This window comes from Mangrovibacterium sp., assembly GCF_041596335.1.
GTDB lineage: Bacteria > Bacteroidota > Bacteroidia > Bacteroidales > Prolixibacteraceae > Mangrovibacterium.
The window spans coordinates 43,305-60,743 of sequence record NZ_JBFHIT010000020.1 but is presented as its reverse complement, the minus strand read 5'-3'; the positions used below and the strand labels follow the sequence as shown (position 1 = coordinate 60,743).

Sequence of the window (17,439 nt, the reverse complement as noted above, 5' to 3'; positions counted from 1 at the left end):
TTCATTTTTCAATTTGCCGGTTCATACTTTTCCGGTATTTTGAAGTTCAAATCCGTATCCGGATTCAATGAAAATTTGCTGAGCTTTATCTTCATTTTCATATCGCTGTCCTGACTGGTAAAGCGAATATCAATGCTTTCGGGATACAATTGATTTTCGACGGGAGCAAAATCATCGAATCGAACCGCAACTTTTCGCTCTTCCGATACATCATCCATTACAACCTGCTTGATTTTAAATGTTTTCGGATCAACAAATAAATACTGAACAATGAAACTCTCTTCATCCAACTTCTTAAGGTAGCGTTCTACTTTATCTTCTTTCCCTTTGCGGTTTATTTTGTCAAGTTTTCGGTTCTTTAGCGATTGAAGTACATAAACACCGCTGTCGGAGTACGAAACAAATTCTTTGTAATCTTTGTCCTTTTCATCGTTTCGATACGAAAACACATCATTCGAAATGATTGACTGAACAGTTTGAAAATCAATTGCTGCCCCCACAGCCTTTTCCAAGTAAGAATAGTCACCAATAAAGTACGTTTTTTGCAGGTAATTGATCATTTTAACGCTATCGGGTGTCAATAATACACGAGCAACTGGGAGGTTTAATTTACTAATTGAAACCTGTATAAAATCATCGACACGAGAGGAGAGGGTCGCCCTAAAAGACGTTTTACTATCGGGTGTTTCGTAAACACAGGCAATGCGTTTAATATCGAGCCCTTCATATTGAAAAGCGTTTTCTTCTACATTTTTAATCAAACGATTGGTGCTGATCGGTTTTAGCTTTTCGTAGCTTACAATATTTTTGGTGCTTTTACACGACGCTAAAACCAACAGCGCTAAAAAAATAAAGATGTATTTGGTATTTTTTACTTGCTTTTTCACTATTCTTCCTGACTTTCGATGTACCGTAATTCATTTATTTTCTGATTCAAAACAGTAGAGCTTTCGCCCAAATCCCGGGCTTTTTTCCACTCTTCAACTGCTTTATCTTTCTCACCCAACATGAATAAAATATCGCCATAATGCTCCACTAAAACAGCGTTTTCGTTTCCACCATTTTCCAAAGCAGTCTCGATGTAATACTTTGCCAAACTGTAATTTTTCCGCTTAAAAAGCACCCAGGCATGGGTATCCAAATACGTTGGGTTAGTAGGATGAGCCTGAACAACTTTGTTACTGAAGCGTTCAGCTTTATCTAAATTTTTTCCCTGAACCGAAAGGTAATAGGCATAGTTGTTCATTGCCATAAAGTTATCGGGATCGAGCTCAATTACTTCGTCGTAAGCTGCCAATGCCTCATCAATATTCTTCAGTTTGTAATTAGCTTCTGCTTTGTAAATCGCAAGTTGAATTTTCAAGTTCGGATTTTCAGCAGAATAAGCTTCTCCCTCCTTTATGATTTCAAGCGCCTCGGTAAATTTTTCAAGCTGAAGGGCTGCCACAGCATTTAAAGCATAAAGCGCGGCTTGATTAGGAAACAATTCAATTGCTTCTTCACTGCCTGAATACACTGTACTCCAATCCTGTAAATCATTACTAATCAGTAAATATTGCCACCATATTTCAAAACTGCTCTTATCGGCATCCAAAAATTTCTTTAAATATTCGCGAGCCTCGGCCAGTTTACTTTGACGAACAAGATGATCGGCATAAATAGCAAACATCCGGTTGTCTTCGGGATATTTATTGTGCAAAATGTCCAGCAATTCATCAATTTGCGCGTCAGTCAGATCCGAATTATCAGCTTGACCTGTCTGCAACATATAGTACTGAATTTTTGTATCGGCATCCAATTCATCATTTTCAAAAGCCAATTTGGTATGCTCAAAAGCTTTGTCGAAGTTACCATCCAGTGTATAAAAGCCGGCTAACGAGAAATGGACAAAACCATTTGTAGGATCGATCTCCAATATTCTGTTATAATACTTCAGAGCATTCTCAGTATCACCTTGAGTTTGGTAGAATTCAGCCATTAAGCCATAATACTGCGGTTCTGTCGGATTGGATTCAATCAGCCGGTTAATTTCCTGGAACGCTTTATCAGGCTTGTCCATGCTGATGTAAAGGTTTTGTTTGGCCACCGAAAGCTGATCACTCAAGCCTAACTGTTTCTCCAGCTGGTTATAGGCATCAACAGATTCCTGATATTGCTCAGCCATACCCAACAAAACCGCCTTACTATATAAAAACTCCATGTTGTTGGGTTCCATATCGCATAGCTGACCGTACAGTTCGGCTGCTTCACTAAACTGTCGCCTTTGCTGATAAACCTGAGCCAATGAGACTTTATACCATTTGTTGTTGGGGTTTATCGAGTTGGCTTTTTCAAGCAGAAGGGAAGCACTTGTTAAATCCTTGTTGGCATAGTGAAGGGTTCCCATTTCGTACATGGCCACTGCCGACTGTGGATCAATTTCGAGACAACGAGAAAAAATAGAAACGGCATTTGCCGTGTTGCCTAACTTTTTTTGTTTGATTCCCTCAATAAACAGGTATTCAAATTCATTTTCCTGATCCTCAGAAAGCAAAGTTTCCTGACTTGTTGTAGCAGTTTCGGGCTTTGATACAAGCGGTGTTTTAGTACTGGCACAGGCTGAAACGACCAAGCCAATGGCCACAATATTTACAATTTTCTCTAGGTTCATTATTTTCGTTTTAGGTCATAAAACGACTTCTATCAATCGATTCATATTTTGACCCATTTGTGACTGGCAGAACGACTTGTAAGAAGACAAAGGCTAATTTTTACCGGTATGTCCAAATCCGCCGGCTCCGCGTTCTGTCTCTTCCAATAGTTCAACTTCATTCCAACTAATGGTTTCATGTCGGGCGATAACCATTTGGCAAATTCGCTCACCATGTTCAATGGTAAAATCTTCCTGCGACAAATTAATCAGAATCACACCAATTTCCCCGCGATAATCAGCATCAATCGTACCTGGTGAATTCAGTACGGTAATTCCCTTTTTCAAAGCCAATCCGCTACGCGGACGTACCTGAGCTTCGAAACCTTCGGGCAATTCAATAAAAAGTCCGGTTGGGATTAGCGCTCTTTGTAAAGGTTTTAAAACGACCGAATCAGAAAGATTCGCCCGCAAATCCATGCCGGCCGACAACGAGGTGCTATAGTGAGGAAGCGGGTTACCCGATCTATTGATGATTTTAATTTGCATACGTATGTTTTTTTGCGTCATTTACCTGTATTTCACAGAACTTTCAAATATAGGCAAATATCCGGGAGCTGATGTCTTTGTTTCAATCAATTAACACAAATTAGGACTCTTCAATAAAGAGTAATTGTTCCATAATTCGGTCTGAAATAAACAGTCCTTCGGTGGTTAATTTGTAAGTCCCTTCTTCGACGACCAAATGATTGCTGGTTATAAATTGTTGGGCTTCAGCTTTAAAATGCTTCTCAAATCGAGGCTCAAAGTTCGTTAGCAGATAGTGGTCCGATATTCCCCATTGCGTTCGCAATGATGTAATCACATAGTCGTTGTATTGATCCTGCTGGCTTAACACTTCGGTCTCCCAATTTGGTTTTCGCTGCTCAAAAGCCTCCAAATAATTGCGAAGTGAAGAAACATTCCAGCGCCGGGTTTTAAGGTCGAAGGAATGTGCAGAAGGTCCAAATCCGAGGTACGCCTTTCGCTCCCAATAAGCTTTGTTATGCTTCGAATACAGACCATTACAGGCAAAATTTGAAATCTCGTAATGTTCGAAACCGGCTTTTTCCAATGCCGATTTGAGCCATTTAAACTGATCGAAACTCAACTCATCGGGCAACTCTTTGATTTTACCGTTTTTCAGGTAATCATAAAAAACTGTTCCTTCGTGGTAGGTGAGGTGGTAAGCCGAAATATGCTGCACATTCAGAGCAATTGCCTGTTCAACATTGTCAATCCAAGCTTCGAGTGTTTGTTGCGGCAAACCGTAAATTAAGTCGATACTTATGTTTGAAAATCCGGCCTTTTGGGCCTCACTAACCGCATTTACCGCCTGTTTGCCGTTGTGTCGACGATTCATACTTTTCAGATCACGATCGTTGAACGATTGGGTCCCGATGCTTAATCGGTTCACCGGACTGGCTTTCAACTCGCCTAGATAGTCTGCGGTTAAATCATCGGGGTTGCACTCCATGGTAATTTCAGCCTGAGGTGATACCGAATAAACAGAAGCTATTCTTTCAACTATCCCACTAATTTCCGCGACTTTAAGCACGGAAGGTGTCCCTCCGCCAAAGTAGATGCTTTCAATTTCTTCGCCCAATATTTCATTCTTTCTTGAAGCGATCTCCAAATGGAGAGCAGTTAAAAAATCGGGGCGCGAGGCAAAATCTGTCGACTTATAAAAATCGCAGTAGTGACATTTTGTTTTACAAAACGGAATATGAATATAAATTCCTGCCATGTTTTCTATTCAATATTAATTGGTTTACCGGTTTCCGGACCTGTTTGTTGGCAGAAAATAGGCTGAGTTTCGCTTTTTCTGTCCAGTTTTTAGCCGGCAATGGCAGAAATAATCAGTTAAATTCAACAGCGCAACGATTTACAACTTAATCAAATCTTCATGGCCTTTCATATCCGCGATAATTTTAGCAATGCTGGTTTGCGAGTAGAATTCCATTAGTTCTGTCCGTACTTCGCTGAAGCGACCGTGAACGGCACAAGGTTTTCCACTTTCATGATGAGTTGAACAAGGCTCAAGGCTGATGAGACAATTGTGAAAGAAATCTTCACCATCGATTGTTTTCACAATATCATAAAGCGTGATTTCATCCGCAGGTTTACCCAAACCAAAACCGCCATTAGGACCTTTTGTTGAAGAAAGAATTTTCTGTTTAACCAGATTTTGAAGTATTTTTCCTAAAAATGGGGTAGGGATCTCCAAATCACCGGCAATCTTCTTAATTCCAATTTTTTCTCCGTCTTCGCTGAATTTACCCAAATAAATCAGAGCCCGAACGGCGTATTTACACGTATTTGAAAGCATATTATCGACATTTAATGGTCGGCGACCAGTTCTTATAACTATTTTCTAATCGTTGTTTTTATGTTTTGATTTCCACTGCTGACTAAAAGACTGATCAGCAAACTTCGGAACCTGCTTTTGATCTCCCAATGCATTTTTACCAAATGCTGCAAGACGATTTTTCATTTTTCCACCAACCATGTCCAACCGACTTCTTTTTGAAAAAGCGAATTCAAATCCTTTCATTCCCTGGTTCCAAACAAACGATCCATTGCCTTGTTCGACTGCATCCCGACGATTGTATAACAACAGGTTATGCAACGGAATCTTCACCGGACAAACTTCAGTACATTTTCCACAAACCGAACAAGCAGAACTTAAGTGATTGTAGTCGGCAAACCCGTTGTAGAAGGGGGTGATTACTGAACCAATCGGGCCGCTGTAAGTAGCCGCATAGGTATAACCACCAATATTTTTATAAATCGGACAAGCGTTCAAACAGGCACCACACCGAATACATTTTAACGACAGGTATTGGTCGTCTTTTTGGTACAACTCACTCCGTTTGTTGTCCAGCAAAATAACATACATTTTTTCAGGTCCATCGACTTCATTACTCTGCTTTGGACCCGAAACAATTGAATTGTAAACCGTTATCTGCTGACCGGTTCCGTGCGCTGCCAAAAGTGGCCACATCAAACCCAGATCTTTCATACTGGGAACGAGTTTTTCAATTCCGGCAATTACAATATGAACCTTCGGAAATGAAAAAGTCATCATGGCATTGCCTTCGTTTTCGGTGAGAGCAATTGCACCGGTGTCGGCAATTAAAAAATTGGCACCTGTTACGCCAACATCCGCTTTTGTAAAGCTATCTCTTAGCAACTTCCGCACATACTCGGTTAAATATTCGGGCGTACTTTTTTCGGGCGTGTTAAACTTTTCGTGAAATAAATCGGCAATATCTTCCTTCGATTTATGCATACACGGTGTGACAATATGGTAAGGCTTTTCACCCGCCAATTGCACGATATACTCGCCAAGGTCGGTTTCCAACGAATGTACACCCGCTTCTTCAACATGCTCGTTAAAATCAACTTCCTCAGTGGTCATCGATTTACTTTTAACCAACAATTTCGCGCCGTTCTGCTTCAATATTTTCAAAATCTCTTGAATCGCTTCACCACTATCTTCAGCCCAAATTACTTCAGCTCCGTTACTGGTAATATTCTGCTCAAACTGAACGAGGAACAGATCTAAATTATCAACTGTTTTTTGCTTGATATAAGAACCCCTCTCTTTGGCCAATTCAAGATTAGAATAGCGCTTTCTTCCCCGCTCAACCGCCTGGTCGTAGCGAGAAATATTGAATTTAATGGTCGCTCGGTGCTTTTTATTAAACGCAATATTATCGGCATCGTGAAGGAATTTCTTTTTAACCTCAGACATAGCTCTCTATTTACGGATGAATTATTTTGGTTTTCAATTCCGGTAAGGATTCGTCGCGAAATATACTTTGAAAGAAAAGCTATTCCGTTCAACTCCATCCTTAAATTCTTACGATTTCATTTTGAAAAATTCTTCTATCTGCACTCATTTTATCCTGTCGAACAACGTTCGATTTGAATGATCAACGATGCTACGCGTTAAAAGATGCTGTGTTTCAAAAGTAAATCTGGAAACAAAAATAATACTTAAAAGTATTTATTTTGTTTTTTTTAACGAAGAAACTTTCTGAATTCCTTATTTTCCAGAAGATAAACAACGCTGATGAAAATACTGAACAAAACAAAGTTGTACAAATAAGTAAGAACACCTGTCGGCAGATCTATAATGACCGAAAGTACATAAATGACCAATGATAGTGCAAAATAAAGTCCGATCCGTTTGATCGGGTAATCGACCGGAAAATGCTTTTGTCCCATTAAATAGGATAAAACTGACATGACAACAAAACAGATTAGAACGGCATAGGCAGAAGCCATGTATCCGTACATTGGAATAAATAATATATTGACTATCAAACTTATAGCTGCGCCTATCAACGCCAAATAAGCGCCATAGCGAGTTTTATCGGTGAGTTTATACCATAGCGAAAGGGTGTAATAGATTCCTAAAAATAGGTTAGCCATTAAAATGATCGGAACAATTTTCAACCCCGAATAGTAACTGGGATCGATAATATTCAGTACACGGAAAAGGTCTAAAAATAAACTAATCCCCAGGAAAATAATCAGCCCGAAAATGACGAAATATTTCAAAATGAGAGCGTATCCTTTTTTGTTATTCTCCGACTTCGCCTGCGAAAAGAAAAAAGGTTCGAACGCGTATCGAAAGGCCTGAATAAACATATTCATGAGCACGGCCAGCTTATAGTTAGCGCCATAAATCCCCAATTGCTCCATTGGTCCCTGATCGTCAGGTATCAATTTTGGAATCAATATTTTATCAATATTCTGGTTCACCATTCCGGCAATTCCAACGATAAGAATCGGGAATGAATACCAAACTATTTCCTTCAATAACAGCCTGCTAAACCGTAGTTTTATCCGAAGTTCGGGCAGCAGCATCAGTAACGTAATTCCCGATGCGATTAAATTTGAAATAAACACATACCCCACGCCCATATTGGCATCGTAAATAAGCCCGACAATACTGTTTGGGTTCGATTTTAGAAGGGCAGGACAGATACTAAGGAAGAAAATATTGAAAAAGATGTTGCAAAAAATATTGACTAGCTTGATAACGGCAAACTTTATTGGTCGCGATTCGATGCGTAATTTGGCGAAAGGGATGGCTGTAAACGCATCAAAAGCCATGATTAAAGCGATCCATTGAATGTATTCCGGGTGGCTTTCATATTCCATCCAACGGGCAATTCCATCAGAAAAAGTGTAGACAACGAATAAAAAACTTAGCGACGTAAGGAATAAGGTGATCAATGAACTCGAGTAGACCAACTCCTTATCTTTGTGCGAGCTGGCGTATCGAAAGTAGCCGGTTTCCATTCCGAAAGTTAGCAGCACAAGTAAAAATGCCATATACGAGTATAAGTTGGCAACTATGCCGTACTCTTGGGGCAAAAACAAGTGCGAATAGTAGGGTACAAGCCACCAATTCAAAAAACGACCTACAATGCTGCTTACACCGTAAATAGCCGTGTCACTAACTAATTTTTTAAACGAGTTCAAAAGGCAAAATTTTTTGCCAAAGATAGCTATTCGCACTAAACAGCGCAGAGTCGTGGGTTTATTTATTCATTGCACTTTCTAACTGAAATAGAAATCGGAAAACCAGGATCAAAATGAATTCAACTTGAACATTTATCTGCTAATTCCAGCAGTTTAATCAGGATTGTTTATTTTTGACCGTGCTTGTAAAATAATTGATTTAAAATGAGATTTAAAGTTATCGCCCTTGTTGTTATTGGTCTGTTTTTGCTAACAGGTATTTCGTGCAGCAACACACCAAAAAAATCGCGCAAACCGGTTGCGCAAATCACCCTGCAACCTAAAAAGAAAAAACTGGCTTTAGGAGATTCCGTTCGTATTGAAGTGACTGTGAAAGTGAAAGATGGAGAATTGGATAAAGCTGAACTTTTTTACGATAACCAATTGCTAAAAACCAGCGAAGAGGAGATTTTTAATTTTACAATTTCAAAATTAAACGCCCTGGGGAAGCACCAGATCAAAGTTGTTTCGACCAAACAGGATGGTGAAGAGGGAGTAAGCTTTCAAACCTTTGAAGTGTTGTCGAATCAGGAACCGGAGCTTTACAGTTACGAAATTGTAAACACTTATCCCCACGATACCAATCATTTCACACAAGGTTTGGAAGTGCATGAAAACCAATTCTACGAAAGTACCGGACAGAATGGAGAGTCGAGTATCTATCGTTTCGATTTACAGAGTGGAAAAGTTCTGCAAGAGGTTCCGCTCGACAAACAATATTTCGGCGAAGGGATTACAATTGTTAACAATAAAATATTCCAACTAACCTACAAAGCACAAAAATGTTTTGTGTACGATCTAAACAGTTTTGCCCGCATCGATAGTTTCAGTTACAATACGGCCGAAGGCTGGGGTTTAACTCACGACGGAGAATACCTGATTAAAACTGATGGTTCGGAGTTCCTCGATTTTGTTAATCCTGAAACGTTTCAGGTGGTCAAGCGTATTCCGGTATACGATGACAAAGGACCCGTGACAAATTTGAATGAACTAGAGTATTACGAAGGATATGTTTACGCCAATATCTGGCAAACCAACTTTGCTGTCAAAATAGATCCAAAAACTGGCCAAATTGCCGCAAAGATCGACTTTTCAGGTTTGATGTCAGTAATGTACAACCCGTCTAAACCAATTGATGTGCTAAACGGAATCGCGTTCAATAAAACCAATGGAAAAATGTACGTAACCGGAAAGCTTTGGCCGAACTTGTTCGAGGTAAAACTGACTAAAAAAGACTAGGATCGCCATTTGTTCTAAACACACCTAAGTGTTTGTAAGCCAAATCTGTAACCTCACGACCTCGTGGGGTTCGTTTAATAAAACCTTCTTTAATAAGAAAAGGTTCGTAGACTTCTTCAATCGTACCGCTATCTTCTCCTACGGCTGTTGCGATAGTACTGATTCCGACCGGTCCGCCTTTAAACTTATCAATGATTGTGCGAAGGATCTTATTATCCATCTCATCAAGACCATGTGTGTCAATATTCAGCGCTTCAAGCGAAAACGTTGTTATCTCCATATCAATTTTGCCATTGCCTTTTACCTGCGCAAAATCGCGTACACGGCGCAGCAATGCATTTACAATACGAGGAGTTCCACGGCTTCGGGAAGCTATTTCAATGGCTGCACGTTCATCAATTTCAATATTTAAAATAGAAGCGGATCGTTTTACAATTCCCGTCAGAATTTTCAAATCGTAGTATTCGAAATGAGCTTTAATTCCGAACCTGGCGCGAAGAGGGCTAGTCAGCAATCCGGAACGGGTAGTCGCACCGATAAGTGTAAACGGATTTAATTCGAGTTGAATTGAACGCGCTGAGGGCCCTTTATCGATCATGATATCGATTCGGTAGTCCTCCATTGCCGAATACAGATATTCTTCAACGATGGGGCTTAAACGGTGTATCTCGTCGATGAATAGAACGTCTCGGTCTTCCAGGTTAGTCAAAAGGCCTGCTAAATCTCCGGGTTTGTCCAACACCGGACCGGAAGTAAGCTTCAAACCAACTCCCAGTTCATTGGCAATAATATTTGAAAGGGTAGTTTTTCCTAGTCCGGGAGGCCCGAACAGCAACACGTGATCCAATGCTTCATCGCGCATTTTGGCTGCTTGCACAAAGACTTTAAGATTTTCAACAACTTGCTCCTGTCCTTTAAAATCGTAAAAAGACAACGGACGCAAACGCTTATCTAATTCGTTGTCCCGTTCAAAAGAAGATTGGTTGTGTAAATCAATTGGTTCCGACATAAAACTATTCTATCACTTGAAAGATCAAAGATAATTTTATTTCGGTCTGCATTAAAGCTATTTTACAACGCATTGATTCTAAGATCGGTAAAAATCAACGCAAGTTTCTCTACATCAAAAGGTTTGGTCATAAACTCATTCATTCCATATGACAAACACTTTTCACGATCGTTATCCATTGTATTTGCAGTAATTGCAATAATGGGAGTTCTATCGCTAATTTCGTTATGCGATTCAAATTCACGAATCTTCATAGTAGCTTCCAAGCCATCCATCACAGGCATCATGATATCCATCAGGATAACATCAAACTTGCTTTTCTTAAAGAACTCCAACGCCTCTAGTCCATTATTAGCGATCTGTACGTTGTGGTTATATTTCTTTAAGCTGAAAGTCACAATCCTCTGATTCAACACGTTATCCTCTACCAATAATATGGAAAGTTTCTCATTCATTCACGTACAAATTAAACCGTTTCAAAATTAATCCTTTTTTTCGTCAAAAGGAAACCCCATCATCAAGACTATTTATATTATTATTCTCTTTTTAAATAGAAAGAAAAATGATAATGATAATAGGCTGTTGATAGTCTGGATAAATATTCAATAAAATTCTTGCAAATAACAATAGTTAGTATTTTTCTTGTTTTGTTAACGAGTAATTAACAATCCTGTTTTCTGATTATCAGTGTTTTTTACTGAGCAATTAACAATTGTTGATTGTCTGTTTTCTTCATGTTTAAAGGTGTTTCAAACCATTCATAGCTGTTGGTTTTGGTTTGAAATTTAGATTGAAATTTGATTTTGTAGTTTCACATTTACTTTCCTGATAAAATTAAATTAGGGATAAGGAAATATTTAGGTAACAATATTCAGATTTTGTTTCAACATTTATATCTAAGAAATTAACAATTATTCAATGTATTTTTGCTCTGTGAATAAGTATTTTGCGAATTATGACTAACAATTACGGCTTGCTTGTTGAAAAGTTAAATTTTTACAGTCGAAAGTATTTTTCATTTCTGCTGTTTAAAGGGGTTTTATTGTTAATATCTATATTAACGATCTGTATATCAGTTGTTTTGCTCATTGAGTACAATTTCTACACTTCTACGTCTATTCGGCTAGTGTTTCTGGTAAGCTGTCTGTTGTTGGGGCTTTATATTACTGTTGTTTATGTCGTTCAGTCGGTTTTGTATTTCACAGGAATTCGAAAATACAGTTTATTACAGAAGGCTAAGCTGGTTTCTCAACATTTTCCTGAGCTAAAAGATCAGTTAATTAATATTGTTGAGTTGGGTTCTATGAACGAGCAAGGAGAGTTGGTGTTTTCAAGTATAAATCAGAAAATAGGTAAGCTTTCTCCTTTTAGTTTCAGTAGTTATTTTAGTTTTCGATTAATCAAAAATAATTTGTTTGTGTTCGTTTTGGCCTTGGCAGTAACAGCTGGAGCCTCATTCGCATTCCCAGGTTTTTTAGCAGAAGGTGGGTATCGGGTACTCCATTTTAATCAGGCATTTGTGAAACCGGCTCCCTTTCGTTTCGTGTTGGTAAACGAGGATACGGCTGTTCGAAAAGGAAGCTCGCTCGAACTTCAGGTTTTATGTGAAGGTAAAAATCTACCGGAGTATCTCTATATCAACATTGGTGGCACTAATTTTATAATGGAACAGGGAGAACAGTTTTTTACCTACAAATTGGAGCATATTCAGAATTCATTTTCAATTTATTTTACTGATAATGAATATGTTTCTGAAAAGTATACAGTTTTTGTAGTACCAGATCCCATCGTTTTAAATTTTTCGTTGGAAGTTAAAGTACCTGAGTACACTGGGACCAATAATTACGTTTTAAACAATGTAGGAAATGTAGAAGTACCCTATGGGAGCAAATTAGTTTGGAAATTTAATTGCGCTGATACCGATAGTTTATTTCTGCAAACTGGAGCTGAAAGGATTGCAGCTGCCAAAAACGGTGATCAGTTTAGTGTAGATTATCAAGCGTTTAGCGAATCAAATTATAAGATAGTAGTCAAAAATGATTTCGTTCCAACTAAAGAATTAGTCCAATATACAATTGGTGTTATTCCTGATTTTTTCCCTGAGATAGCAGTTGGGCAATATCAGGATTCTGTTGTATTAAGCAGGTTTTATTTTAAGGGAGAAATTGGGGATGATTATGGTTTTAAGGATTTGGTTTTCAAATTAAAAAGTGCGGAGCGAGATAGCACCTTTCAGCTGAATATACTTCCGGGCTTAAAGGTTCAGGAGTTTTATTATTTTGTCGATTTGAAGGATTACAGGTCATTCGGTGAGTCGTTCAGTTTTTATTTTTCTGTTCGGGATAACGATCCATTCCACCAATTTAAAGAGTCAACATCAGAGGTTTTTAATTTTAAATTTTTAGATGGAAATGAAGTAGATACGATAAACAATCAATTATTTGACGAAATCGAAAGTCTGGTAGCCGAAAGCAAGAGGATTACAGACGATATTAAGCGAGAAATTGAGGACTATAAGTATCGGGATATTTCAGAGAAACTGAACGATTGGGACCGTAAGCAGTTGCTTAATAACGTTTTGAAGAAGAAGGAACAGCTTCAAAGTGTGATTGAACAAATAAGTAATAAAAACACCCAGATGAATAGTGTTAAAAATTCATTTGGTGAGCAGACGAATGATTTATTAGAAAAGCAACAACAAATAAACGATTTGTTGAACGAAGTGATGTCTGATGAGCTTAAAGAACTACTGGATGAGTTTAATAAGTTGGCAAACCAATTCGATCCGCTGCGTATGAATGAGTTGTTGGATAAAATGTCTTTTCCGATGGACGATTTAACTAAGCAACTCGACCGTAGTCTTGAAATGTTAAAGCGGATGAAAATTGAGCAAAAGTTGGATGAGTTACTTTCAATTGTTGATGAGACAGCTAAATCAGAAAATAATAATTTAAAATATGTTGAAAGTAACGAATTGGAAAAATTGGCAGAAAATGAACAGTTGAATCAGGAAGCGATTGAAAAATTTGATCAGGATTTTAAGGAAATTCTGGAATTTAACAAGGAGTTACAAAAGGAAATGAAGTTATTCCCGTTGGATAATGAAATAGAAAACATTAATAATAAGTTCAATGAAATTAGCGAAAGTATTCAAGGAAAGCGAAGAAATAAATTAAAAGACCAAATTGGAGAGAATAAACAAATGTTAGAGGATTTGGCTTTTAGTTTGCAACAAATGTTGAATGCGAACGAGTCAAATCAGATTGGGGAGAACATCGACAATCTAAAACAAATTCTTAAGAATTTGATTTATTTGTCCTTAGGTCAAGAAGAAATCTTAAATTTGACGACTGAAATCGATATTAACGATCCGCTGTTGAATTCTGTCCAGGAAAAGCAAGATCTTATACTGGTTCAGTCAAAGCAAGTGGCAGATTCGTTGTATGCATTATCGATGAGAACCCCAGCTGTTAGTTCGAAAATTGGCAGCGAGCTCTCTAAAATTGATTTCTCAATTCGTCAGTCAATTGAAGGGTTAAGAAACGGTTTAATCGGAGGTGTTGCAAAGTTTCAACAAGGGACGATGACCGCTTTTAATGAATTGGCGTTATTGCTGAATGAAGCACTTGAAAATTTGGAGAAGGCTATGGCTAATTCCATGCCAGGCGATCAACAGTGTGATAAGCCAGGACAGGGAGGTAAAACTTCGATGCAAAAATTGAAGGAAGGGCAACAGTCGTTGAAAGATCAATTGCAAAGAATGATTGAAGGGTTGAAAAACGGTAGTTCAGGAAAATTGAGTGAGCAAATTGGAAAATCGCTAATTCAACAAGAAATGTTGAAACAGATGATTGGAGAGATGCTTTTGGATGAAGGTGTTGGAAGCTCTGCTAAAGAGCAACTTAGGGGAGTTGATCAGCTTATTGAACAAAATAGAGTCGATTTAATTCAAAAAAAACTGGGCAACCAACTCATCAGTCGGCAAAATTTAATTCTAGAACGCTTATTAAAGGCAGAGAAATCGGAAATGGAGCGCGATGTTGATGACAAGCGTGAGTCTAAAACTGCCGAGCAAGTTTTTTATAGTAACCCAGAATTATTTTTTCAGTATAAGGATGTAGAGAAAAATAAAGAGGAAGAAATCCGATACAATAATTATCGACTACATAATTTTTACGATAAGAAGTTTCGCGATTATTTGAATCTGGTAAATAGGTAGACTTGAAAAAGACACTTCGTATACGATCGAGCTTTATTTATTTGAAGGAAGTTGAGAATTTTATTGAGAAAGTTCTTGACGATTGCCAAGTTGATCAAAAAAGAGTTGCATACATTACTCTCGGTGTTTGCGAATCGGTGAATAATGCTATTGGTCACGGAAACAAGTTAGATGAGAATAAATTCGTCACACTTTTTGCTGAAGTTAAAAAGAAATCTGTGTTGTTCGAAGTTCAGGATGAAGGAGAAGGTTTCGACTATAATAATGTACCCGACCCAACAAAAAAAGAAAATTTGAAGAATGAGGGTGGGAGAGGGCTTTTTCTTATTCGAAATCTGGTTGACGAGGTTAACTTCAAAAACAACGGTTCTACAATACAATTAAAATTCAATATCGATCGTGCCCATTCTGTTTTATCATGAGGATGTGAAGCCTCTTAAGTTGGAGAGAAGAAAGTTAAAAAGTTGGATCTCTTCAGTTATTACTTCCGAACAAAAGAAAACTGGTTCTATTAATTACATTTTTTGTAGTGATGATTATTTACTTCAGGTAAATAAGGAATATTTGGATCATGATTATTTTACCGATATAATCACATTTGATTATGTTGAAGGTGATCTGATATCCGGTGATTTGTTTATAAGCGTTGAACGGGTTTCCGACAATGCCAGACAATACGGCGTTAGCTTCGATGAAGAATTACGACGAATCTTGGTTCACGGAGTGCTTCATTTGTTAGGCTATCCGGATAAACAACCGGAACAGAAGGTAATTATGACTCAAAAAGAAGATCAGTATCTCGCTATTTTCTAACACTTTCTTTTTAAAGCTTTTCTGTTAATTTTGTGATTCTAAATTTAGATCAGATGCTACCATTTTATGATGTTATAGTAGTTGGAGGAGGTCATGCTGGTTGTGAAGCTGCTGCGGCAGCTGCCAATTTGGGTTCTAAAACATTGTTGATTACAATGGATATGGGTAAGTATGCCCAAATGTCGTGTAATCCGGCTATCGGCGGAATCGCCAAGGGTCAGATTGTTCGCGAAATTGATGCTTTAGGGGGTTATACAGGAGTAATTACCGACCGAACATCAATTCAATTTCGGATGCTTAATCTTTCTAAAGGACCTGCAATGTGGAGTCCTCGCTCGCAAAGTGATCGGATGCGTTTTTCAGAAGAGTGGCGAAATGAGCTTGAGTTGATCGACAACCTTGATTTGTGGCAGGATGCCGTTATACATCTTCTGCTTGAAGATGGAAAAGTAAACGGAGTTCGCACAAAAATAGGAGTAGAGTTTCGGGCAAAGACGGTTGTTTTAACGAATGGAACCTTTTTAAACGGTTTAATGCATATCGGCCGCGCGCAAATGGAAGGTGGTCGGATAGGAGAGTCAGCGTCGTATTTCATAAGCGATCAGCTAGCAGAAGTGGGTTTTGAAACAGGTCGGTTAAAGACCGGTACTCCGGTTCGGATCGATGGTCGTACGATCGATTTTTCGAAGCTGACCGAACAAAAAGGTGACGAAGGATACTACAAATTTTCGTATTTGCCACACGAAAAAACAAGTATGAAGCAACGCAGTTGCTGGATTACGTATACCAATGAAGAGGTACACAAAGCGCTGGAAGTGGGGTTTGACGATTCACCAATGTACAACGGTACTATAAAAGGAGCAGGTCCGAGGTATTGTCCAAGTATAGAGTCTAAAATAGTTACGTTTGCTGAGAAATTACAGCATCAGCTGTTTTTAGAACCTGAGGGGCAATCAACAATTGAATACTATTTGAATGGGTTTTCGTCTTCGCTTCCGTGGGATGTTCAATACAAGGCTTTGCAATTAATTTCAGGTTTGGAAAACGCTAGGATTTTTCGTCCGGGGTATGCTATTGAGTACGATTATTTTGATCCAACTCAGCTGTATCACACTCTTGAAACAAAACTTATTTCAAATCTGTTTTTTGCCGGACAAATAAACGGGACAACCGGTTACGAGGAAGCAGCCGCACAAGGGTTGATGGCCGGAATAAATGCCCACCAAAAAGCTCAGGGGAAAGACGCTTTTGTTCTGAATCGGGATGAAGCATACATTGGTGTTTTAATCGATGATTTGGTCACAAAAGGGGTAGATGAGCCCTACCGTATGTTTACATCTCGGGCCGAGTATCGCATACTTTTACGGCAGGATGATGCTGACTCCAGATTAACTCCGAAGGGTTTTAAACTTGGATTAGCCAAGAAAGAACGGATGGATTTGTTGGAGGAAAAAACAAAATTAAGGGATGAAGTTGTTGAGTTTGTTTCAAACTTTTCGATAAAACCGAACTACATTAATGACCTTTTAGCGGCAAAGAATACGTCACCCTTAAAGCAGGGAGTTAAATTAAAGGATGTGATTTCGCGCCCTCAGATTTCAATATTCGACGTCATTGAGCCAGTTACTCCGTTTAAGAATTTTCTAAAAAAATTACCCTCTGATCGTCGGGAGGAGATACTTGAATCGGCTGAAATTTTAATAAAATACTCAGGATATATAGAGCGTGAAAAGCAAATGGCTGACAAGTTTAAGCGGCTCGAAAATATCAATATTGAAGACAAATTTGACTACGAAAGTATTCATACAATTTCAACAGAAGCTCGTCAGAAGCTAAGTAAAATTAAGCCTCAAACTATTGGTCAGGCAAGTCGGATTTCAGGTGTTAGTCCGGCGGATATTAATGTGCTTCTAATTATGCTCGGACGTTAATGTTCCACGTGGAACGAAAAAA

At 38.5% G+C, this 17,439-nt stretch carries 14 protein-coding genes; 5 read left to right on the top strand and 9 right to left on the bottom strand.

From position 1 onward, the window contains the following. Nucleotides 1–8 precede the first annotated feature (8 nt). The 7 genes from ABZD21_RS09030 to ABZD21_RS09000 form a co-directional block, all read right to left on the bottom strand. On the bottom strand, nt 9–887 hold the full coding sequence (locus tag ABZD21_RS09030) for a DUF4292 domain-containing protein (RefSeq protein ID WP_372774554.1): 879 nt from the start codon (nt 885–887) through the stop codon (nt 9–11). Then, the gene (locus ABZD21_RS09025) at nt 887–2,650 is read right to left on the bottom strand and encodes a tetratricopeptide repeat protein (protein WP_372774552.1); all 1,764 of its coding nucleotides are present in this window, start codon (nt 2,648–2,650) and stop codon (nt 887–889) included. Before ABZD21_RS09025 ends, ABZD21_RS09030 begins: the two co-directional genes overlap by 1 nt. Before the next feature lie 93 nt (nt 2,651–2,743). Beyond that, a complete protein-coding gene (gene dut, locus ABZD21_RS09020; protein ID WP_372774550.1) occupies nt 2,744–3,178 on the bottom strand; it encodes a dUTP diphosphatase in 435 nt (144 codons plus the stop codon). A 100-nt stretch (nt 3,179–3,278) separates the two neighbouring features. Continuing rightward, entirely contained in the window at nt 3,279–4,415 is a 1,137-nt protein-coding gene (hemW, locus tag ABZD21_RS09015; RefSeq protein ID WP_372774548.1) for a radical SAM family heme chaperone HemW, read from the bottom strand. Nucleotides 4,416–4,553: 138 nt separating this feature from the next. Continuing rightward, nucleotides 4,554–4,997 carry an Rrf2 family transcriptional regulator gene (locus ABZD21_RS09010; protein ID WP_372774546.1) on the bottom strand — a complete coding sequence of 148 codons (444 nt, stop codon included), beginning with the start codon at nt 4,995–4,997 and terminating at the stop codon, nt 4,554–4,556. Nucleotides 4,998–5,042: 45 nt separating this feature from the next. After that, nucleotides 5,043–6,425: a LutB/LldF family L-lactate oxidation iron-sulfur protein gene (locus tag ABZD21_RS09005; RefSeq protein WP_372774544.1), complete on the bottom strand. Its 1,383-nt coding sequence runs from the start codon at nt 6,423–6,425 to the stop codon at nt 5,043–5,045. 269 nt (nt 6,426–6,694) lie between these two features. Then, the gene (locus ABZD21_RS09000; protein WP_372774542.1) at nt 6,695–8,167 is read right to left on the bottom strand and encodes a lipopolysaccharide biosynthesis protein; all 1,473 of its coding nucleotides are present in this window, start codon (nt 8,165–8,167) and stop codon (nt 6,695–6,697) included. A gap of 204 nt (nt 8,168–8,371) precedes the next feature. On the opposite strand from ABZD21_RS09000, the gene ABZD21_RS08995 reads away from it, so the two are divergent. Next, nucleotides 8,372–9,445, top strand: coding sequence for a glutaminyl-peptide cyclotransferase (locus tag ABZD21_RS08995; protein WP_372774541.1), 1,074 nt, complete (start codon nt 8,372–8,374; stop codon nt 9,443–9,445). Here the strand turns inward: ABZD21_RS08995 and ruvB are convergent. Both ruvB and ABZD21_RS08985 read right to left on the bottom strand, forming a co-directional pair. Then, entirely contained in the window at nt 9,432–10,454 is a 1,023-nt protein-coding gene (gene ruvB, locus ABZD21_RS08990) for a Holliday junction branch migration DNA helicase RuvB (RefSeq protein ID WP_372774539.1), read from the bottom strand. The genes ABZD21_RS08995 and ruvB overlap by 14 nt on opposite strands. Nucleotides 10,455–10,516: 62 nt before the next feature. Further along, the gene (locus ABZD21_RS08985; protein WP_372774537.1) at nt 10,517–10,909 is read right to left on the bottom strand and encodes a response regulator; all 393 of its coding nucleotides are present in this window, start codon (nt 10,907–10,909) and stop codon (nt 10,517–10,519) included. A 500-nt stretch (nt 10,910–11,409) separates the two neighbouring features. Here ABZD21_RS08985 and ABZD21_RS08980 point away from each other — a divergent pair, with 500 nt between their 5' ends. From ABZD21_RS08980 to mnmG, 4 genes are read left to right on the top strand one after another with little or no spacing between them, the layout of a single operon-like run. Beyond that, nucleotides 11,410–14,673, top strand: coding sequence for a DUF4175 family protein (locus tag ABZD21_RS08980; protein ID WP_372774535.1), 3,264 nt, complete (start codon nt 11,410–11,412; stop codon nt 14,671–14,673). A 2-nt stretch (nt 14,674–14,675) separates the two neighbouring features. Further along, entirely contained in the window at nt 14,676–15,095 is a 420-nt protein-coding gene (locus ABZD21_RS08975) for an ATP-binding protein (RefSeq protein ID WP_372774533.1), read from the top strand. After that, nucleotides 15,073–15,486: an rRNA maturation RNase YbeY gene (ybeY, locus tag ABZD21_RS08970; RefSeq protein ID WP_372774531.1), complete on the top strand. Its 414-nt coding sequence runs from the start codon at nt 15,073–15,075 to the stop codon at nt 15,484–15,486. Before ABZD21_RS08975 ends, ybeY begins: the two co-directional genes overlap by 23 nt. A gap of 53 nt (nt 15,487–15,539) precedes the next feature. Next, the gene (gene mnmG / locus ABZD21_RS08965) at nt 15,540–17,417 is read left to right on the top strand and encodes a tRNA uridine-5-carboxymethylaminomethyl(34) synthesis enzyme MnmG (protein ID WP_372774529.1); all 1,878 of its coding nucleotides are present in this window, start codon (nt 15,540–15,542) and stop codon (nt 17,415–17,417) included. Nucleotides 17,418–17,439: the final 22 nt, after the last annotated feature.